Source organism: Actinomyces sp. zg328, assembly GCF_009829635.1.
Taxonomy (GTDB): domain Bacteria; phylum Actinomycetota; class Actinomycetes; order Actinomycetales; family Actinomycetaceae; genus Actinomyces; species Actinomyces marmotae.
In genome coordinates, this window is record NZ_VWPE01000007.1 from 53,194 (window position 1) to 71,942 (window position 18,749).

The following is an 18,749-nucleotide window of genomic DNA, read 5'->3' on the forward strand; positions in this document are numbered from 1 at the left end:
GCAGCGCACCATCGGCGCCCCGCGCCCCGCCCCGGAAGGATCGCCCATGCCCACCCGCATCGCCACCACCCAGGCTCCCGCCGCCGTCGGCCCCTACTCCCAGGGCGTGAGCGCCTCCGACGCGCCCGGCTCCCTCGTCTTCGTCTCCGGCCAGGTGCCGCTCGACCCCGCCACCGGCGCGCTCGTCGACGGCGGCATCGCGGCCCAGGCCGAGCGGTCCCTGAGGAACGTGGGCGCGATCCTCGCCGAGGCCGGCCTGGGCTACGAGCACGTCGTCAAGACCACGGTCCTGCTCGCCGACATCGCCGACTTCGCGGTCGTCAACGAGGTCTACGCCCGCTACTTCACCGGCGAGGTCCTGCCCGCCCGGGCCGCCTTTGCCGTGGCCGCCCTGCCGCTGGGGGCGCGCGTGGAGATCGAGGCCATCGCCGTTCGCCCCTGAGGGGGTTGAGCCGCGGCCGCCCCTTGGAGCCCCTGAAACGTTGGGATTCCTGGCTTGCTAGCCTGCCGCTATGACTTCCCCGCCTCCGCGATCCTCCGGCGGTCGTGTCCCTCCCGCGCTCGTCACCGACGGCGTCATCGCAGCGATCTTCTTCGCCATCCCTCTGGCCCTCATCATCATGCTGGACCTCGATCTGGAGGGCTGGTTCATCGTCGTCGCGCTGGCGGCCCTCGGCGTTCTGATCGTGGAGCACGAGATCGTCGCCCCGCCGCGGCGCGGCCGCCGGATGCTCCTCAAGGCGCAGGAGTCCTACGCGCGGGCCGAGGCTGGCGCCGGGGTCACGAGCGCCGACGCCGCCCGCATCCCCACTGGCGATGCCCATGGCGCCCAGGTCCTCAAGCGCCTGCGCTGGTACGAGGGGAGGAAGCGCGAGACCGGCGAGGTCCTCGCGGACGTCGGACGGATGCGATGGATCGACTGGCACGATCCCGCCCTGAGCGAGGCTGCCGCCAAGCTGAGCGACGACGTCTCCGGCCTGAGCGCCATCAACGACGCCGTCCGCAACGCCGCCACCCTCCTCACCCGGGCCCCGGGCTGGGAGGACGCCTGGGAGAACGAGTGCGGGCCGTTGCGCGAGGACCTGGACATCTTCCGTGAGCTCTGCCAGGAGGTGGGCGACGAGGCCCCGGCCGCCCCCATCGCCGACTCCGAGCTCGGCTGGGCCCGCGCCTGTGGCGCCCGGCTCACCGCCCTGCGCGCCCAGCTCGCCTCCGGGGCACTGGCCCCGGGCGCCGCCCTCGATGAGCTCGATGCGATGGCGGCGGAGATCCGCGCCCGCGCCGACGCCCTGGTCCGGCGCGCCCTCGCCGCCGAGGCCCTGCCCGGAGAGGAGGCGGGGCTCGCGCACTACCGCGAGTACATCGGCACCTGGAAGCTTCCCGATGATGATGACCGCTACGAGTACTCCGGAACCTGGCAGGGCGACGAGACCGGCGTCAGCCCAACCGCCGGCGAGGACGGGGAGCGGGCGGCGGTCTCCTACAACCCCGCAGCGACCATTCGCCTTCACGACTACTCCCCGGGCATTCGGGCCGCGGGCATCCGCTGGCAGGGCCTGGCGACGGCGTCGCAGTACTCCAGCCCGATCGAGCGCATCCTGGACGCGTACCTTGAATCGAGGGGCACGGGTAAGAAGTAGTTGCCGGGGAGCCGCGTCGTGAGTCGAGCCGCGCGGCCGCGCCGACCCCGACGGCGCCCGTGGGGCGGCCGCACGGGCGCCCGGTAGTCTTGCCCGCATGTCGAAGAAGAAGCGCCAGCGCCGTCAGCCCGACGCCGCCAAGGCCCCCAAGAAGCAGCAGGTCCCCTTCGTCGCCCGCCCCTTCGAGGGCCTGGCGGACGAGGAGGACCTCGTCGCCATGATGCAACTCATCCCGGCCGCCACCCTCACCGCCCGCCTCACCGAGGAGCATGGCGGCACCGAGATCACTTTCGTGAGCCTCCTGCCCGAGCTCGCCCAGGGCCTCAAGCGCGCCGATGGCGCGGTCCTCATCGCCCTGCAGACCTCCCTCCACTCCGGGGACGCCTCCCGCGACGTCGCCGCCGCCCTCCAGACCACCCTCGGCCTCGCGCCCGGAACGGGCCTGACCGCCAACGCCCTGCCCGAGCCCGGCCCGCGCCTGCAGGACATGCTCGACCCCTCCTTCGACTCCGAGTTCACCGTTCACGAGTCCTTCGGCTTCTGGCTCACCGACGAGCAGCGCGAGGACCCGGACACGGTGCGCGTCATCGAGGAGGCTAAGGGGGACGTCGCGCCCACCGAGCCCGTGCCCGGGGTACCGCACGCCTACTGGTGCCGCATGAACGGCAAGGAGTTCGTGCGTTGGGTGCGCGGGGAGGACGAGGATGAGTTCTTCAACGCCTTCGCCCGCGTCCACGCCGCCCGCCAGTCCGACCTCGCCGAGGGGGTGCGCTTCATCGGCGCCTTCCGCGCCTGCGGCCTGGCGATCCCCGTGTGGGAGCTCCTCCCCGGCACGACGGCGGCCGACCTCACCGAGCCCATGCGGGCCATGGCCGAGCGCCTCGACGCCGCGCTCGCGGACGACTCGCCGCTCGACGCTGCCGCCCGCCGCGCCAAGGCCGGCATCATCTCCCGCCAGGTGAACCTCTGAGCCGCTGACAGGCGCCGTCCGCCCCGACAGGTGCCGTCCGCCCCGACAGGTGCGGTGACAACGCGCCTGTCGGCGCTGAGCGCACTTGTCGGGGCGGAACGCACCGGTCGGCGCGCGGCGCGCTGAGCATGAGCTCGGCATGAGCCCGGCGTGAGTTCGTCACGCCTCGCTAGCGCGCCGCGGATCGCCCTCCTCGGTCCTCATTGGCCGCCGTCGGCGGTCGCCTCGGGGAGCACCCAGGCGCGGGAGGCCTCGATGTCGACCATGACATCGTCGCCCTCGGAGTGGACGGAGGCGGGCTCAGGATCGGACTCCACGCACAGGATCGTGCCGGCCTCCGTCTCAACCTCGTACTCGACGTGATCGCCGTAGAACACGGAGGACAGCACCCGGCCGTGCGCGCCGATAAGCTCGCTGCCGGCCGCGCCGCCAGCGGTCCCGCACGGGCTCAGGCGCACCGACTCGGGCCGCACGATCACCGTAACGCCGCCGCCGGAGGACACGTCCTCATGGCAGGCCGCCTGGATCGTCGCGCCGAGCACCCGCACCGAGCAGCGCCCGGCGGCGACATCCCGGGCGGTGGCCGCCAGGAAGTTGGCCCGGCCGATGAAGTCGGCGACGAACGTGCTGGCCGGCCTCCGGTAGATCTCCTCGGGCGTGGCCACCTGCTCGATCCGGCCGGCGTTCATCACCACGATCCGATCCGACATCGTCATGGCCTCGGCCTGGTCGTGCGTGACGTAGATCGAGGTGATGCCCATGCGCTGCTGGAGGCGGCGGATCTCCAGGCGCATGCGCACGCGCAACTTCGCGTCCAGGTTGGACAGCGGCTCGTCGAAGAGCAGGACCTTGGGGCGCATGACCATGGCGCGGGCCAGGGCCACGCGCTGCTGCTGCCCGCCGGAGAGCTCGTTCGGCGCGCGATCCGCCAGGGAGTTCAGGTTCATGGAGGTCAGCGCCACCTCCACCTGCTCGCGAATCTCCTCGGGCTTGGTCCGGCGCAGTTTGAGCCCGTAGGCGATGTTCTCGCGCACGCTCAGGTGGGGGAACAGGGCATAGGACTGGAAGACCATGGACATGGGCCGCTTGTTGGGCGGCAGGGACACCATGTTCTGGCCATCGAGGACCACCTGGCCGGAGGTGGTGTCCTCGAATCCGGCGATCATGCGCAGCGTCGTCGTCTTGCCGCAGCCCGAGGGCCCTAGCAGAGTGACGAACTCTCCGGGGGCGATGTCGAGGCTGACGCCGTGAACGGCGTAGACATCCTTGCCCCGGTTGGAGAAGACCTTGACGACGTCGCGCAACTCGAGGTGGCCGGTGGCGGCGGGGCCGCCCTTGGGGCCGGGCGCGGAGGGTGTGGACTGTGTGGGCATGGGGAGCCTCCTTGGCTCGATGTGCTCGTAGGGGATGCGGGGCGGGGCCGGTGCGGCCGCTTGGCCGGCTCTAGCCGGCGTCGCTGCGGGCCTGGCCAGCGCGGCCCCGCATGAGGAGGTTGAGGCCGCCGATGACGGTCATGACGATGACGATGAGGATCGTGCAGAAGGCGAAGGCGTTGCCGAAGCGTCCGGCGTCGACCTCCGCGAGGATCTGGGAGGTCATGATCTTCGTGTGCGGCGTCGTGATGAAGATGATCGGGGACAGCGTCGTCATCGAGCGCGCGAAGGCGTAGACCAGGCCGGTGAGGAACGCCGGCCGGATGAGCGGCAGGGTGACGCGTCGGAAGGTCTGCGCGCCCGAGGCGCCCAGCGACGTCGAGGCCTCGTCGATCGCCTTGTCGATCTGGTGGAGGGAGGCGATGCCGGAGCGCTGGCCCGCGGGCATGGAGCGCGCCGTGTACACCATGACGATCGCCAGGGCGCCGCCCATGACGGCCCCGCCCCCGGCCAGCGGCGGGATGATGTTGGCGCCGAACAACGCCACCGGCTTGTTGAAGGTGACGAGGTAGCCGATGCCGAGGACCGTGCCCGGAACGGCCAGTCCCAGCATTCCGAGGAAGTCGACGATCCCGGCGCCGCGACGCATGCGCACGACGACCAGCCAGGCCACCAGCATCCCCAGCAGTCCCGCCACCGGGGTGGCCAGGAGTGCCAGGATCGTGGTGTCGACGATGGCGTCATTGCCGATGCCCGAGAGCACGTAGTCGAAGTGCCGCATGGTGAAGGCGTTGTTGACCCCCAGGATCTCCACGAAGCCGCCGACGACGACCGCGGCGTAGATGGCCACCACGAGCGCCAGGATCATCCCGCTCACCGCCAGCAGCGGTACGCGGGCTGGCCCGCCCAGGAGCTTGAAGGAGCCGGCCGGCTTACCGGTCACTGTGACGGTGGAGGCGTGCTTGGACCAGTACCGCTGCACCAGGAAGACGAGCAGCGAGGGGACGAGCAGCGCGAGGGAGTAGGCGGCGCCGGCCGCGGTGTTGTACTCGCCGGTGATGGCGATGTAGGCCCGCGAGGCCAGCACCGTGAAGTCCCCACCGATCACCAGGGGGTTGGCCAGGTCCGCGATCGCCTCGGTGAACAGCAGAAGGAAGGACGCGCCCAGGCCCGGCACGAGCATCGGCAGGGTGACCGTGCGGAACACCGTCCAGCGTGAGGCGCCGAGGGATGCCGCCGCCTCCTCCATGGCCGGGTCGAGGCTGCGCAGCATCCCCGCCAGGTTCATGTAGGCCACCGGGAAGAAGGACAGCACGAGCACGAGCGTCAGGCCGTTCAAGCCGTAGATGTTCCAGTGCTGGCCGAGCATCTGGGTGGAGATGATGCCGTTGCGCCCGAACAGGGTGATGGCCGCCGTCGCCACCGCGAAGGGCGGGGAGACCACGGGCAGCAGGCAGATGAGGTGGAAGAGCCGCTTGCCGCGGAAGCGCACCCGAACCTGCACATAGGCCAGGAGGAAGCCCACGAGTGTCCCGACGGCGCCCACGACGACTCCCATCAGGAGCGTGTTGAGCACGGTGGTGCGATTCGCCGACGAGCTGACGATGACCCGCAGCACGGCCATGCCCTTGGCGGACACGGCCTCGCCGAGGATGCGGCTCAGCGGCAGGAGGACCAGGGCGATGAGGGCGGCCAGGACGACGACGAGGATCGCGATCGTCACGGGGTCCTGCTTGACGCGGGTGCGGGCCCGCCGCCCCGCCGATGCCTGGCCGCGGGAGGCAGGATCGGCTGGGGCCGCGGGAGCGGCGCCCCCGGGGGAGGGCAGAGTGATGGCAGTCATAGTGATGTCCTTATGCAGATGCTGACCGCGCCGTCACTCCTTGGGGGCGGCGGCGATCTCCTCGTCGAAGCGGGCGGTGAGCTTCGACTTCGCCTTGGCGGCCGCTGTGAAGTCGTAGTCGACGAGGCTGAGGGAGGCCAGATCCACGCTCTTGTCGCTCACGGTGGCCTCCGGGTTGGTCAGCGCCTGGTAGGAGCCCACGGTCTGCCCGATGTTCTGAGCCTTGGCGGAAATGGCCCAGTCGATGTACTTCTGCGCCGAGGTCTTGTGCTTCGAGCCCGCCACCAGGGCGACACCGCCGACCTCATAGCCCGTGCCCTCCTTGGGGAAGGAGACGACGAGGTCGCTCATGCCCTCTTCCTGGTACTTCACGCAGTCGTGGGAGAAGACCAGCCCGACGGCGACCTCCCCGCGCCCGGCGATCTGCCCGGGGGCGGTGCCCGACTTGGAGTACTGGAGGACGTTGTTGTGCATCTTCTTCATGTAGTCCATGCCGGCGTCCTCGCCGCCCAGGCGAGTGGCCTGCGTCCACAGGGTGGTGAACGCGGTGCCGGAGGTCGAGGGGTGGGCGGTGGAGATCTGGCCCTTGAGGGCGGGGTTGAGGAGGTCGTCCCAGGACTTGGGGACCCCCACCCCGAGCTTGTCGAGCTGGGTCTTGTTGGAGCAGAAGCCGAGCGCGCCGATGTACACGCCGGTCCAGTTGCCGTCGGCGTCCTTGTACCGGGCGGGGATCTTCTCGGCCTCGGGTGACTTGTAGGGCTCGATGAGCCCCTGGTTCACGGCCTCCCCGTAGCCGTCGACGGGGCCGCCATGCCACGCGTCGAACTCGGGGCTGTCCTTGGCCGAGGCCAGGCGGGCCACCGTTTCACCGGAGGACAGGCGCACATAGGTGGCCGGGATGCCGGTGTCGGCGGTGAAGGCCTTGGTCCAGGCCTGGCACAGGTCCTCCATGGCGCCGCAGGCGATGGTGATGGGGCCATCGCCGTCGCCGCCCGAGGCTGAGTCGGTGGTGCCCGCGCATCCGGCAAGGCTGAGGCTCGCGGTCAAGAGAGCAGCGGTGGTCGCGCGGCGGAGAGGGAAGCGCATGGGGTTGCCTTTCTGTTGTCAGCGGCGCCTCATTGCGCCGATCGGATTCATCATGCTCCGTGAGCGCAATCACGATCCATGCCTTGACGATCACGGATGGTGACAGTGCTGTCATGCGCGCCGCCATGCCTCACGCGTCGTCGAGCCGGGGCATGAGGTAGCCGCGCCCGCGCGCGGAGATGACGATCTCCGGGCTGATGCCCCGGGCCTGGAGGTGACGGCGCAGGCGGTAGACGGTGGTGCGCACCATCTCCCTGCCCCCGGAGTCGTCGCTCGTGTCCCAGACCTCACCGAGTAACTCCTGCCAGGTGACGACCGTGTCATGGTGGCGGGCCAGCGCCGCCAGCAGCCTGGCCTCGGTGTCCGGCAGTGGGATGGAGCGCCCCGCCCAGGAGACCCGGCCGGTGAGCGTGGAGACCCGCAGGGGCCCGTTCTCGATCGCCTCCGGGCCCGCCCCTGTGCGCCGGGTGACCGCCCGGGCCCGGAGGGCGAGTTCCCGGGGGGAGAAGGGCTTGGTCACGTAGTCATCGGCTCCAGCCTCTAGCCCGGCGATCCGGTGGGGCTCGTCGCCCAGCGCCGTCAGGAGGATGACGGGCGCTCCGATCCCCGCTGCCCGGATGCGGCGGCACAGCTCCACGCCGCTAGCGCCGGGGAGCATGACGTCGAGGATGACGAGGTCGATGGCCTGATTGGACAGGATCGCCCAGGCCTCCTCGGCGCTGGAGGCGCTCAGGCAGCTGAAGCCCTGGGTCTCCAGCGCGAAGGTGATGATGTAGACCATCTGCGGCTCGTCGTCGACGATCAGCGCGGTGAGCGATGGCGGGGTCGGGTGCGAGGTCACGACGGCTGGCCCTCCTTCGGTGGTGCGTCGCGGCGCAGGGGGAGCGAGAGGTAGACGGTGGTGCCCTTGGCCATGATCGTGTCGATGAGGACGCCGCCCTCGTGCGCCTCCATGATGCGCTGGGTGACGAGCATGCCCAGGCCCGCGCCTCGGCTCGCCGGGGCAGCCAGGGGGTTGGTTGTGGCGTACGGCTCGAAGGCCTGGCTGCGCTCGTGGGGGGTCATGCCCGGGCCGTCATCCATGACGGTGATGAGCGCGTCCTCGGCCTCGGCGCTGACGCGCACCGTCACGGTGGTGCCTTCAGGGGAGTGGCGCAGGGCGTTGGTGACGGTGTTGGCGATGGCCTGGCGCAGGAGGCGGTGGTCGGCGTGCGCGCGGATGGGGCGGCCCCGCTCCTCCAGTCGGATCGGGTTGCTCGCCGTGCGGCGCATCTCCTGGATGAGCTCGCGCACGAGGCCGCGCAGCTCCACGTCCGCCAGGCGCAGGGAGAACAGCTCGTGGCCCAGGCGGGCCTCGGTGAGGAAGTCCTCGGCCATCTGCTGGGCCTGGCGGGCGTTGTCCTGGATCGTGTGGACGAAGCGCCGCTGCACCTCGTTGAGTTCTCCAGGGGTCTCCTCGGCGAGGAGTTCGGCGGAGGCGCCGATGAGGGCCAGTGGCGTGCGGATCTCGTGCGCCAGGACGTCGCGCGGGGTCGCTCGGTCCTGGGCGGTGGCGCGCAGGCGCGCGTTGTCCAGGCGCACCAGACGCAGGAGGTGGCGCTGCCGGGCGGTGATGCCGCAGGCCGCGGCGAGGACGAGGCACAGGGCTGCCAGAAGCGCGGGGGTCCAGGCGCAGGGCATGGGGTCATTGTGCCGCCTCGCGCCGACAGGCGCGCCCGCGCCGAGAGGTGGCGAGGTGGCGAGGCGCGCCCGCGTGGCGGGGTGGCGGGGTGCGCGGTGTGGGGTGCGTCCGCGTGGTGGGGTGCGCCCGCGGTGTGGGGTGCGTCCGCGCCGAGAGGTGCTGATTGCACCGAGTGGTGCGTTCTGCCTGCTCCTCTCGGTGTTGGTGGCACCTGTCGGGGGGAAGGGTGCCAGTCGGTGCGGGGTGTGGGGCGGCGGGGTGTGCATTGTGGGGCGCGCGGTGTGGGGTGGTGGGGTGCGCCCGCGGTGTGGGGTGCGTCCGCGCCGAGAGGTGCCGATAGCACCGAGTGGTGCGTTCTGCCTGCTCCTCTCGGTGTTGGTGGCACCTGTCGGGGGGAAGGGCGCCAGTCGGTGCGGTGCGGGGTGTGCGCGCGGTGTGGGGTGTGCCCGCGGTGTGCGGTGGTGGGGTGTGCCCGCGTGGTGGGGTGTGCGGTGTGGGGTGCGTCCGCGCTGAGAGGTGCCGATAGCACCGAGTGGTGCGTTCTGCCTGCTCCTCTCGGTGTTGGTGGCACCTGTCGGGGGGAAGGGCGCCAGTCGGTGTTGGGTGCGCGGTGGTGGGGTGTGGGGCGCGCGGTGGGTGTCGCGGCGCGCAGTGCGAGGAGCGGCGCGGCGCGGATCAACCCCGCGCCGCGCCGGCCTTGAGCGCGTTCAGGCGATGGAGGCCCGGTAGACGCCGTCGATCGTGGTAGCGAGGGTCGTATCGAACTCCTCCTGGGACTGGCCGTCGCTCAGTCCCTCCAGCAGGGCGCGGGAGAAGGAGGCGATGAGGCCGGGGTTGCGCGACAGGCGCTCGTTGGCCTCCTCGCGCGGGTAGCCACCAGACAGGGCCACGACGCGCGCCACCCTGGGGTGGGCCATGAGCGGGCTGTAGAAGCCATCCTCGGAGGGGATCGTCAGTTTGAGCATGACGACGGCGTCCTCGGGCAGAGCGTCCAGGCCCGCCGTGAGGGCGTCGCGCAGCAGCGCCTCGGCCTCGGCCTTATCCGGGGCGCTGATGGAGACCTCGGGCTCGATGATCGGCACGAGCCCCTTGTCCAGGACTCGCCGGGCCACCTCGAACTGCTGGTCCACCACGGCGGCGACCCCTGCGGGATCGGCGCCGTGGATGACCGAGCGCTCCTTGGTGCCGAAGATGCCCTGGGCGACGGCGCGGTCGAGTAGGGAGTCGAGCTCGGGCATGGGCTTCATCACCTGGGCGCCGTGGGTGCGCTCGGCCAGGCCCTTGTCGATCTTGAGGAAGGGGACGATTCCCTTGACGTCCCACAGGTACTCGGCGGTGGGTCGGTTCTCGATGGCGCCGTCCATCGTGCGCTCGAAGAGGATGGCGCCGATGATGCGCTCCGAGGTGAATGCGGGAGAGGTGATGACACGGGTCCGCATGGCGTGGACGAGGTCGAACATCTCGGCGTCGTCGCCGTAGCGGTCGGCGCCGATGCCATAGGCGGCCAGGGCCTTGGGGGTGGAGCCGCCGGACTGGTCGAGGGCGGCGATGAAGCCGGGCGCGGTGCGGATGCGGGCGAGCTGGTCGGGGTTGGGCATGATGCTTCCTCGTAAGGGATCGGATCGGATGCGTGACATCCTAGCCGAGAACCGTTATCATTAACAGGTCGGCTCCAGTGGTGCGGAGCTTCAGGTGGCCGCCGTCGGAGGGCTCTCAACCCCCGACGGCGGCCACCACTCCCCGCTGGCGCGAGACCGGTCGAAAACAGCGACGAGACCGGTTCGGAACCGCTCGTCACGCCGCTTGGCGCGCTCCGTCACGCCGCGTCGCGCCCCGTCCTGGCCTACGCTGATTCCCGCGGCGCCCGGCCGTCCTGAGCGCCCCGGCCCTGAAGGAGCGATGCCCATGCCCGCTGCCGACACCTCCTCCCCGCAGCCGATGTCCCCCGCCGTCGCCCGGCTCGTCGCCGGCGAACTCGACGAGGACCGGACCCGCTCGGCCCAGGAGCAGTGCGATCAGGCTGCCGAGCTCGTCGACCACGCCGCCCTGGGGCGCGCGGATCTGGCCGCCATCGTCGACGCCGTCTGGCTGGGGGAGTGGGCGGCCACCATCCCCACATTCACCGACACCCCTGCCCCCGCCGTCGCCGCCCGCCGCGCCTGGAAGGCGGGCCTCGACGGCGCCGGCCACCTCCTCCTCCACTCCGGCTGGCTGACCCACCTCGAGACCGACGACGAGCTCGTCGTCCGGCTGCGCGCCCAGCATCCCGCCCCGACCGGGCAGGCCTGGCAACGGCGCGCCGCGGTGTACACGCTGGTCACCGCCCTGCGCTCCGGGCTGGGGGAGTGGGGGGACGCCGGCATGGCGCTCGACGCCGCCCGGCAGGGCTGGGGGCGCCGGTCCGGCACCGCTCAGGCGATGGCGGCCATGATCGTGGAGGACCTGCCCGCCGCTCAGCAGATCCTCATCGAGGCCGGGCGCCGTGCGGACCGCGCGGCGGAATGGGAGCGCGTCATGAACGGCGGCCTCCTCTAACCTCCCCCGGTCGCTGCCCGCGGTCCGGCGGCCCCCGCCCGAAGGCGGCATCCCGCCATCCCCGCGCCACGGGCCTGGGCGCCGGTGGGCTGGACCGTCCTCGACGGCGTCGCACGAGCGCCCGGGGCGCGAAAACCAGCACTTATCCGGCCAAACGCTGTGATGGTACCGTTATCTTCAGCGCCGCCTCATGGGTGGTGCTGCCTCGTCCGAGGATCGAGGACAGCGGCGTCCCCTGCCGCCGCCTTCCCTCTCAGGGACGGCGCGCTCCCGGGCGCCTCCTCCTCCCTGACGCATCCCCCAAGAAGGACACCGCCATGCAGAAGATGACCCCCGACCTCCTGGGCATGGCCTTCACCCACCCGGTCATCCAGGCGGAGGTCGACTCCGCCGGAGTCATCACCATCAACGGCCGGGAAGTGACGCCCGTGAATGGGCAGGCGCCCGCGGTCACCTGCATCAGCGCGGCCGTGTGGCTTGTGGGCACCCAGTACGGCGACGGGGTCCTCGCCCCCATGCACGTGCGGGACGGCCAGGACTCCCTCTGGTACGTCCTCAAGGGCGACATCACCGGGGCGATCCTGCGCGGTCCCAACGACGCCAACTTCAGCCCCATCGACCCGCTCGACGCGATGGCCTTCGCCTCCGACGACCAGTGGGAGGCGCTCGGCGCGGATGCCCGCAGGACGTGGGCCAGCGCGGGAGCCCCGGCCGGGGTGGGCATCGACCCCGATGAGGCCCTCGCCGTCAGCGGGCCCCCCTCGATGGCCGGCGCCGCGGGCCCGGGTGGAGCGGACGACGCCGAGCCGGCGGGCGGTGGGGCTGCGCCCGCCGCGGATCCCGGGCAGGTCCTCCGACTCCCCCCGGAGCGGCAAGCGCCGCGATCCCCGATGCTCCCGCAGGCGCCGTCGGCCCCGCAGGAGCCCCAGGTTCCGGACACCCGCAGGTACCCGACGGCGTCCTCCGCGCCCGTCGCCAACGGTTCCTACGGGGTGATGCCGGCGCCCCTCGCGGCAGTACCCCCAGTGCCCCCCGCGCCTCCTATTCCTCCCGCGCCGCCCATGCCCCCCGCCCCTGCGGCGGCCCCCGCCGCGCCTGCGGCGGAGCCCATCGCCCCCGCCGCGCCCGCCGTGGAGCCCATGCCCATCGCCCCCGCCGCACCGCAGGACGGGGACCAGCGGATGGGCGGCCTGGGGGCGCCCGCGCCATCGCGCCGCGACGCCCCCAGGGACATGCCGTCGATCGAGGACGAGGGCGCCGCCGGCGAGGCGCCGGGACGCGGCGGCAGCCGGGTGTCCCGGCGCGCCGTCCTCGGGGCGGTCGGGGCCGTCGGTGCCGTCGGGGCAGCGGGCGCCGTCGCGGTACTCGCCAAGATGCTGACGGGGTCCTCGGCATCCCCGGCCGGTTCCGCGTCGACCACTCCGCGACCGAGCGGGACGATCGCGCTGCCCTCCCACTCCGCGCCGTCGCCGCTGAGCCCCAAGGCGGTCTGGGAGGCCGAGATCAAGCCGCAGACGAGCCCTCTGGCACTGCCCGATGGCGTCGCCATCCTCACGCCGGGCTCGACCCTCGACATCCTCGACGTCAACGGCGCACCGGCGAGCAGCCAGGCCGCGCCGGCCGACGCCCAGGCCCTCGTGCTGGGAACGATGGATGGCGCCGCGGCCATCTGGGCGGTCACCCCGACCGGGATGTCCTGGTACCCGCTGACCGGCACCGTCCTGGGCACGCCCACGAGCGTCACCCCGCCGTCGGGCGCCACGGTGAGTTGGGTCGGGGGCAATCCGCTCTTCACCCTGCCCGACTCCTCGGCTGCCGGCGTCGACAGCCGGGGCGTCTACACCGTCACCGTGCCCAGCGGGCACACGGCCACCGCGGCCACGGACAGCCATGTCCTCATGGTGGACGGCAATGCCCACTACTCGCGGATCTCCCGTGCGGGCGCGGTGGGTGAGGGGACCCTGGTCGGCGACGGCGGGACCGGCGCCGCGCCGGCCTACATCTGCACGGTGAGCGCTTCGCTGGTGGCCGTGGGCTGGAGCGACGCGACCGGTGGCGCCTTGAGCCTGTTCGGCGTCGACGACGGCTCCCGCCTCGCCTCGATCACCGGCATCGACCTTAACTCCCTGCCGACCAGCGTCGTCGGCTTCCCGGAGAGGTCGATCCACGCGGTGGGCCGGCTGGTGATGGACGCTGGCGATCAACCCTCCATCACCCTGGCGGCCCTCGCCCCCGCGACCTGCGACGGCGTCTACTACTACGGTCAGACCGAATCCGAGCAGTGGCTCTACGCCCGGATGTCCGATCCGACGACGTCCCGGGCGATTGAGGCTGTCTCCCCGGCGATCCCGTGGGGCGGAGTCGGGGACTGCTCCCTCGTTGTGGACTCCGACGCCGATACCTGGAAGGTGTACGCCCTCCTGCACTGAACTTCTGGGAACCGTGCAGAACCGGACTGAACTGCGCTGAACTGCCCTGAACTGCCCTTCCGCCGATGCGGGGAGCCTGCTAGCCTCGTTATCAGCCCGTGACACTCCACTCTGGGAGATCCTGTGAAGCACCCCATCGCCGGGAACGGCGCTCTCGCTCTCGCCATCGCCGCCTCCATCGCGGTCATCAGTCCCTCGGCCACTGCCGATAAGACCCCCGAGCCGGGCGTTGGCGCCCCCGTCGACGCCGCTGACCGGGTGGGCGCGCGGGCCGAGGCCCGGCAGGAGGACCGGGTCGCCGACCAGGCCCGCCCTCAGGACGGCGAGAGGCGGGACCAGCCCCGAGCCGACCTTCAGGATCGGGGTGACCAGGCGGATCAGGCCGCTGGCGCCGAGGTCCGGGACGCCGAGGTCCGGGACGCGGCCGATCCGCGGGAACACGGGGATCTCCAGGACGATGAGCCCGCGGACACGGAACGGGAGCGGCGCGGCGAGGCGGGCGACCCCGAGGACCAGGACGGTCTCCCGCGGGCTGCTGACGAGGACGACCCCGGGGAGCGCAGCGCCCCCCGGCGCGATCGCAATGCCCTTCGCCCTCACGCTCCTCGGGACAAGGATGATGAGGGCGAAGCGGAGCCGAGCCCCGCCCCTGGGGCCCGCCCCGGTGAGGACGGGGCCCCTAAGACCGACCCGAACGCCGAGACCAGGGAGATCGTCAAAGGCCGGGCGGAGTTCACCGTCCCGGCGGGAGGCGATCTCAGCCCCCAGCACGAAGAGGGAGTCGGCACCTGGTCCATCGATGAGGACGGGAAGGTCGTCTTCACCCCGGGCCCCGACTTCAAGGACAAGGCCTCCGCGACCTATATCGGCGCCGATGGCATCCTCCGCACGCTCACGGCGACCTCCCCCGCGTCGGCCCCGGGCGCTCCCGAGGCCCCGGCGCCTCGGCCTCAGGAGCCGGCCCCCTCGCCGAAGGACCCCGGCGGTGATCAGGATGGCGGCCACGGCGGTGGTGGTGGCCATGACGGTGGCGGCGGCCATGATGGCGACGGCGCACCCAGGAGCCCCGCGCCAGGCGCTCCGGGGGCTCCCGCCCCGGAGGCCCCAGAGGCTCCCCCCGCCCCGCGGGCTCCAGAGGCCCCCTCCGCCCCGGAGATCGCAGCGCCCGCCGCCCCGGCTCCGCAGGAGCCCGCCCCCCAGGCCGACCCTGGCGCCGCGCCCCGGGAATCGCTCCCCCTGCCCGCACTGCCGGGAACCACGAACCCCGGCAGCGTCGTCGGCCCCGCGTCGCCCAACCCGGTCCCAGCCGGTCGCGACAGCTCGGCCAGCGCCGTCGGCCAGGTCCTGCGCGACGCCACCAACCCCTCTCTGGGCAGCGCGCCCAGCCCGCTGGCCTCAAGTGAGGCCCCCAACCCCGTCCCGCAGGGCGCCACCGGCCCGAGCCCGACCCGGACGCCGCGGTCGACCTCGACGACCAACCCCAGTGGCAAGCCGTCGTCGGACCCCGGCTCCCAGCAGGCGGCCCCCGCCACCCAGGCGGCGGCGAGCGAGAGGGGCAGTGACGGATTGGACATGCTCCCCTGGATCCTCACCCCGGCCGCCCTGGTCGGCGTGGGAGGAGCGGCCTGGTGGTTCATGGCGGGCAGGCGCTCCGCCTCCTGAGCGGCGCGCCCCCGTCGCCACGCCCGCGAACGGCGGGGCCCCGAGGCATTGACCCGGGGCCCCGCCGTCCCGTCTCGCGATCGCCCCACCCCATGCTGAGGCCCCGGGCGGTGACTGCCCGGGGCCTCAGCGGCTAGGGGCGCGACCGGGTTCAGTCCCGACGGCGCTGCTGGGCGGGCGCCCATGCGGCCCGTTGAGAGGGGTGGCGAGGGGAAAGACGGGGGCCCGTCGCCGTTGACGGGTCCCGGCGCCCAGGCTTCCACGCTCCGGCGACGGTTTCCACCGTCCTTAGAAGCCACCTGGGCAAATGCGTTCAATCCGCAAGCTTTCAGCAACACGGCCGCCCCCGTTGCCGAGCTGAGACCCGAGGAGGTGGTCATCCGATCCCACACGGGAGCCCCGATCATGACTAGGCTTAGCCTGTGAGTCCGTCCTCAGCGCCACGGGCCGATCAACGAGTCGCCGTGGTCATCCCCGCCAAGGACGAGGCCGACCGCATTGCGGCCACGGTTCGCGCCTGCCGCGCCATCCCGCGAGTCGACCTCGTCGTCGTCGTCGATGATGGATCCAGCGACTCCACTCAGAGCGCGGCGCGGTGCGCCGGCGCCGTCACCGTCCGCCACTCGGTGAGCCGGGGCAAGGCCTCCGCCATGGAGACCGGCGCGGGGGTCGTCGCCATGCGCGACTACGAGGACGGCCCCACCCGCCTCCTGCTCTTCCTCGACGGCGACCTCGGGGACTCCGCCGCCGCCTGCGCCGATCTGGTCCCGCCGGTGCTTGACGGCGCCGCGGACATGTCCATCGCCGTCCTGCCCAAGCAGGCGGGTGCCGGCGGGCGGGGCCGCGTCGTGCGCGCCGCTCGTCGCGCCATCGCCGCCACCACCGGCTGGGCGCCGATCGCGCCCCTGTCCGGCCAGCGCTGCCTGACCCGGGCCGCCTACGACGCCGCCCAGCCCTTCGCCGAGGGCTGGGGCGTGGAGGTCGGCATGACCATCGACGTGCTCGTCGCGGGCCTGACGGTCATCGAGGTTCCCTGCGACATCCAGCACCGCGCCTCCGGCAACGACATGGCTGGCAAGCTGCACCGCGCCGCCCAGTACCGCGCCGTCATGCACGCCATCGCCCGGCGCAAGCTCCGCGGCCAGCGCGTGCCGATTCATGCGCGGGATGAGGGCGCGATCCGCGCGCAGGCGCCCTTCATGGCGTTCCGGGCTGTCAAGCAGGCCGCTGCCCCGGGCGCGCCGCCAGCAGCGCCCGAAGGATGAGGGGCGCCGCCGTCGCGGCTGAGATCACGGCCATGGACGGCCCCGAGTCGTTGAGCAGCGTTTCGACGACGACGAGCACTCCCAGCCCCACCAGGGCTGATCCGACCCAGCGCGGAGCGGCGCGACCCGTGGCGAGCCACCGGTAGGCGGACCGCCCCTCGCGCCACGCCCGGTGCTCCCGGGCCCCCCACCAGGCCGCGCCGACGACGGTGACCAGCCCGGCCATCAGCGCCGTCAGGGCGAGCGCGCTGCTGAGGAAAGGGGCGATGAGCGCCCCGGCCTTGCGCCCCAGTGTGTCCCAGGCCGAGCCGTCGGCGAGGCCCGCCGCGAAGCGCCCCAGGTGGGTGCGCCGATCAGCCGGGCGCGCGAGGTCGAGGCCCGCCAGGACCGTCCCGACCACCAGCATTCCCGCGACGGCGCCCAGGCCGGCGCGCAGTCGGCCGCGTCGGCCCAACTCTGGGGCGGCGAGGGCGACGGCCAGCACCACGAGCACGGGCGCGAGCGTGAGCGCTCCTCCGAGGTCGGCGCCAAGCCAGGGTGCGCCGTCAAGCGCGAGGGCCCCACCGCCCATGAGCGCCACCAAGCCCAGGGCCCAGCCGCGGCCGGGAGGCGAGAGGGCTCGGAGCGCGGCGATCGCGATGATGAGCGCGGCGGCGGCGATCGCGAACCCCGTGTTCGACATGCCGTAGAAGCGGCCCGCGACGACGGCGTCCATGCCCAGGACCCCGTTGAAGGCCAGCGGCGCCCCGAGGGCGGCGTCGAGCAGCCAGGCCAGGGACGTGAGCCCCGCGACGAGCGCCACCCCTCCGCGAGGGCGCCCCACGGCCCGGGCAGCGAGGACGACGAGCCCGGCCAGGGCGCCGCCGATGAACAGGATCGCGGCGAGGGCGGCGGCCGCGGCGGCCCACGAGGGCTCGCCCGCCGACGCCCCGGCGCGCCACCAGGGAATGGCCCCGGACAGGAGCGCGGCGAGCGGCAGGCATGAGGCCGCCAGCGCGGCCCCGCGCAGAGCGATGAGCGCGCGCGGTCGAGGCGCGCCCCGCAGGGCGAGGGCGGCCGTGAGCGCGAGCGCCCCGGAGGCGGCGACGAGGAGCAGGATCGACGGGATCGTGGCCAGGTGGGAGGCGCGGGCGCGCAGGGCGCCGTCGGCGAGTTCCTCCACGGCGCGGGACCCCGCGGGATCGGTAGCGCCCGGCTCCGCGCTCGCGGCCGGGGGAGGGGAATCGGGCAGGGCGAGGGCGCTGCCGGTCATCCGCGCGGAGGCGCCGCCCGGGTGGGGGCTCCCGGTGAGTGCGGCGAGGATCGTGGGGGCCAGGTCGGTGAGCTGGATGAGTCCCGCCTGGTGGGTGGAGTCGCCGACGAGCAGGCCGCCGTCGCGGCCCCGCGGGGAGGTGGTGCCTGCGGGCAGGATGCCGATCTGCGGGCCGGGGCTCTCGGCGTCGGCCACGGAGACGATGACGATCCTCGCCCGCGGCATCGCGGCCAGGACCGCCTCGCGGGCCCGCGCCAGGGCCGTCACCCGCTGTTCGGCGGTGGTGGCCCCGGCGGCGGTGTCGACGAGGGTTAGCCCGCTGGGGCCGGAGGCCAGGAGCTCCTTGAGGCTGTCGCTGGTCGTGGCGGCCCCGCCCTCGGTGGCCAGCGCGAGGGAGGCGGCATCCCCGATGGCGGTGGCGGGCGCGCCGGCCTTGGCCAGGGCGGCGGCCAGCGCCCCGGGGCGGGCCTCGTAGCCGGAGCCTCTGGAGGCGGCCAGGGCGGATGCCGCGTCGGGGGCGTCCAGGCAGGCCGGGGCGCCCGGGGTGGACGCGGCGCCGGGGGGCAGGGCGCGGGCGCGGGACCCGGCGCCGAGGGTCAGCCAGCCGTCGGCCGGGCAGGTGGCCGGGTTCGCCGAGCGCACGACGACGTTGACGGGCTCGCCGCTGCTCGCGGCGTCGAGGAGGGAGCCGGCGTCGCCGGCGGCGGAAGAGGAGGAGCCCGCGATCTCGCGAAGGCCCCCCCAGGTCAGATCGCGGGTGCCCAGCACGATGACGGGCGCGCGCCCCGCCGTGTCCTGGGTGGAGGCCGCGGAGGACGCGCTGATCATCGCGAGGATCATCCCGAGGACGGTGAGCAGGATGATGCCGTAGACCACTGCGCGCGCGAAGCGCTGCTGGGGGTTCCGCCGTCGCCTGCTCACCCGAGAAGCCTACGGCCCCCCGCGAGACCGGTCGAAACCAGCATCGAGACCGGTCGTTATCAAGAGCGAGACCGGTCGAAATGAGGAGCGAG

The 18,749-nt window shown here is 73.0% G+C and carries 14 protein-coding genes; 7 read left to right on the forward strand and 7 right to left on the reverse strand.

Annotated features, from left to right (window positions below; translation table 11 throughout):
- Window positions 1–46 precede the first annotated feature (46 nt).
- From GVV75_RS05150 to GVV75_RS05160, 3 genes are all read left to right on the forward strand, one after another.
- Complete coding sequence (locus tag GVV75_RS05150) at window positions 47–442, forward strand: Rid family detoxifying hydrolase (RefSeq protein WP_159624354.1); 396 nt, start codon at window positions 47–49, stop codon at window positions 440–442.
- Window positions 443–512: 70 nt separating this feature from the next.
- Window positions 513–1,640: a DUF5129 domain-containing protein gene (locus GVV75_RS05155; protein ID WP_159624356.1), complete on the forward strand. Its 1,128-nt coding sequence runs from the start codon at window positions 513–515 to the stop codon at window positions 1,638–1,640.
- 97 nt (window positions 1,641–1,737) lie between these two features.
- The gene (locus GVV75_RS05160) at window positions 1,738–2,610 is read left to right on the forward strand and encodes a DUF5926 family protein (RefSeq protein WP_159813783.1); all 873 of its coding nucleotides are present in this window, start codon (window positions 1,738–1,740) and stop codon (window positions 2,608–2,610) included.
- Between the two features lie 200 nt (window positions 2,611–2,810).
- Here GVV75_RS05160 and GVV75_RS05165 read toward each other — a convergent pair whose 3' ends face one another.
- From GVV75_RS05165 to GVV75_RS05190, 6 genes are all read right to left on the reverse strand, one after another.
- Window positions 2,811–3,983 (reverse strand): ABC transporter ATP-binding protein, encoded by a 1,173-nt coding sequence (locus GVV75_RS05165; protein ID WP_159717948.1) that lies wholly within the window; start codon window positions 3,981–3,983, stop codon window positions 2,811–2,813.
- Window positions 3,984–4,053: 70 nt separating this feature from the next.
- Complete coding sequence (locus GVV75_RS05170; RefSeq protein WP_159717950.1) at window positions 4,054–5,826, reverse strand: ABC transporter permease; 1,773 nt, start codon at window positions 5,824–5,826, stop codon at window positions 4,054–4,056.
- Window positions 5,827–5,859: 33 nt separating this feature from the next.
- Window positions 5,860–6,912 carry an ABC transporter substrate-binding protein gene (locus GVV75_RS05175; RefSeq protein ID WP_159717952.1) on the reverse strand — a complete coding sequence of 351 codons (1,053 nt, stop codon included), beginning with the start codon at window positions 6,910–6,912 and terminating at the stop codon, window positions 5,860–5,862.
- Between the two features lie 130 nt (window positions 6,913–7,042).
- Window positions 7,043–7,753 carry a response regulator transcription factor gene (locus tag GVV75_RS05180; RefSeq protein WP_159717954.1) on the reverse strand — a complete coding sequence of 237 codons (711 nt, stop codon included), beginning with the start codon at window positions 7,751–7,753 and terminating at the stop codon, window positions 7,043–7,045.
- Complete coding sequence (locus tag GVV75_RS05185) at window positions 7,750–8,592, reverse strand: sensor histidine kinase (RefSeq protein WP_159717956.1); 843 nt, start codon at window positions 8,590–8,592, stop codon at window positions 7,750–7,752. Before GVV75_RS05185 ends, GVV75_RS05180 begins: the two co-directional genes overlap by 4 nt.
- A gap of 708 nt (window positions 8,593–9,300) precedes the next feature.
- Window positions 9,301–10,191 carry a fructose bisphosphate aldolase gene (locus tag GVV75_RS05190; protein ID WP_159717958.1) on the reverse strand — a complete coding sequence of 297 codons (891 nt, stop codon included), beginning with the start codon at window positions 10,189–10,191 and terminating at the stop codon, window positions 9,301–9,303.
- Window positions 10,192–10,498: 307 nt separating this feature from the next.
- On the opposite strand from GVV75_RS05190, the gene GVV75_RS05195 reads away from it, so the two are divergent.
- The 4 genes from GVV75_RS05195 to GVV75_RS05210 all read left to right on the forward strand — a co-directional run bounded on the left by GVV75_RS05195 (window position 10,499) and on the right by GVV75_RS05210 (window position 16,484).
- Window positions 10,499–11,128, forward strand: coding sequence for a hypothetical protein (locus tag GVV75_RS05195; protein WP_159717960.1), 630 nt, complete (start codon window positions 10,499–10,501; stop codon window positions 11,126–11,128).
- A gap of 317 nt (window positions 11,129–11,445) precedes the next feature.
- The gene (locus GVV75_RS05200; RefSeq protein ID WP_159813785.1) at window positions 11,446–13,557 is read left to right on the forward strand and encodes a hypothetical protein; all 2,112 of its coding nucleotides are present in this window, start codon (window positions 11,446–11,448) and stop codon (window positions 13,555–13,557) included.
- A 123-nt stretch (window positions 13,558–13,680) separates the two neighbouring features.
- Entirely contained in the window at window positions 13,681–15,219 is a 1,539-nt protein-coding gene (locus GVV75_RS05205; RefSeq protein WP_159813787.1) for a hypothetical protein, read from the forward strand.
- 422 nt (window positions 15,220–15,641) lie between these two features.
- A complete protein-coding gene (locus GVV75_RS05210; protein WP_159813789.1) occupies window positions 15,642–16,484 on the forward strand; it encodes a glycosyltransferase in 843 nt (280 codons plus the stop codon).
- Here GVV75_RS05210 and GVV75_RS05215 read toward each other — a convergent pair.
- Window positions 16,435–18,657, reverse strand: coding sequence for a hypothetical protein (locus GVV75_RS05215; protein WP_159813791.1), 2,223 nt, complete (start codon window positions 18,655–18,657; stop codon window positions 16,435–16,437). The genes GVV75_RS05210 and GVV75_RS05215 overlap by 50 nt on opposite strands.
- Between the last annotated feature and the right edge of the window lie 92 nt (window positions 18,658–18,749).

Excerpts from the sequence above, each read along its gene's own strand:
- GVV75_RS05200 (WP_159813785.1), top strand. The coding sequence starts at position 11,446 with ATGCAGAAGATGACCCCCGACCTCCTGGGCATGGCCTTCACCCACCCG.
- GVV75_RS05155 (WP_159624356.1), top strand. The coding sequence starts at position 513 with ATGACTTCCCCGCCTCCGCGATCCTCCGGCGGTCGTGTCCCTCCCGCG.
- GVV75_RS05165 (WP_159717948.1), bottom strand. The coding sequence starts at position 3,983 with ATGCCCACACAGTCCACACCCTCCGCGCCCGGCCCCAAGGGCGGCCCC.
- GVV75_RS05175 (WP_159717952.1), bottom strand. The coding sequence starts at position 6,912 with ATGCGCTTCCCTCTCCGCCGCGCGACCACCGCTGCTCTCTTGACCGCG.
- GVV75_RS05195 (WP_159717960.1), top strand. The coding sequence starts at position 10,499 with ATGCCCGCTGCCGACACCTCCTCCCCGCAGCCGATGTCCCCCGCCGTC.
- GVV75_RS05185 (WP_159717956.1), bottom strand. The coding sequence starts at position 8,592 with ATGCCCTGCGCCTGGACCCCCGCGCTTCTGGCAGCCCTGTGCCTCGTC.
- GVV75_RS05170 (WP_159717950.1), bottom strand. The coding sequence starts at position 5,826 with ATGACTGCCATCACTCTGCCCTCCCCCGGGGGCGCCGCTCCCGCGGCC.
- GVV75_RS05150 (WP_159624354.1), top strand. The coding sequence starts at position 47 with ATGCCCACCCGCATCGCCACCACCCAGGCTCCCGCCGCCGTCGGCCCC.
- GVV75_RS05190 (WP_159717958.1), bottom strand. The coding sequence starts at position 10,191 with ATGCCCAACCCCGACCAGCTCGCCCGCATCCGCACCGCGCCCGGCTTC.
- GVV75_RS05160 (WP_159813783.1), top strand. The coding sequence starts at position 1,738 with ATGTCGAAGAAGAAGCGCCAGCGCCGTCAGCCCGACGCCGCCAAGGCC.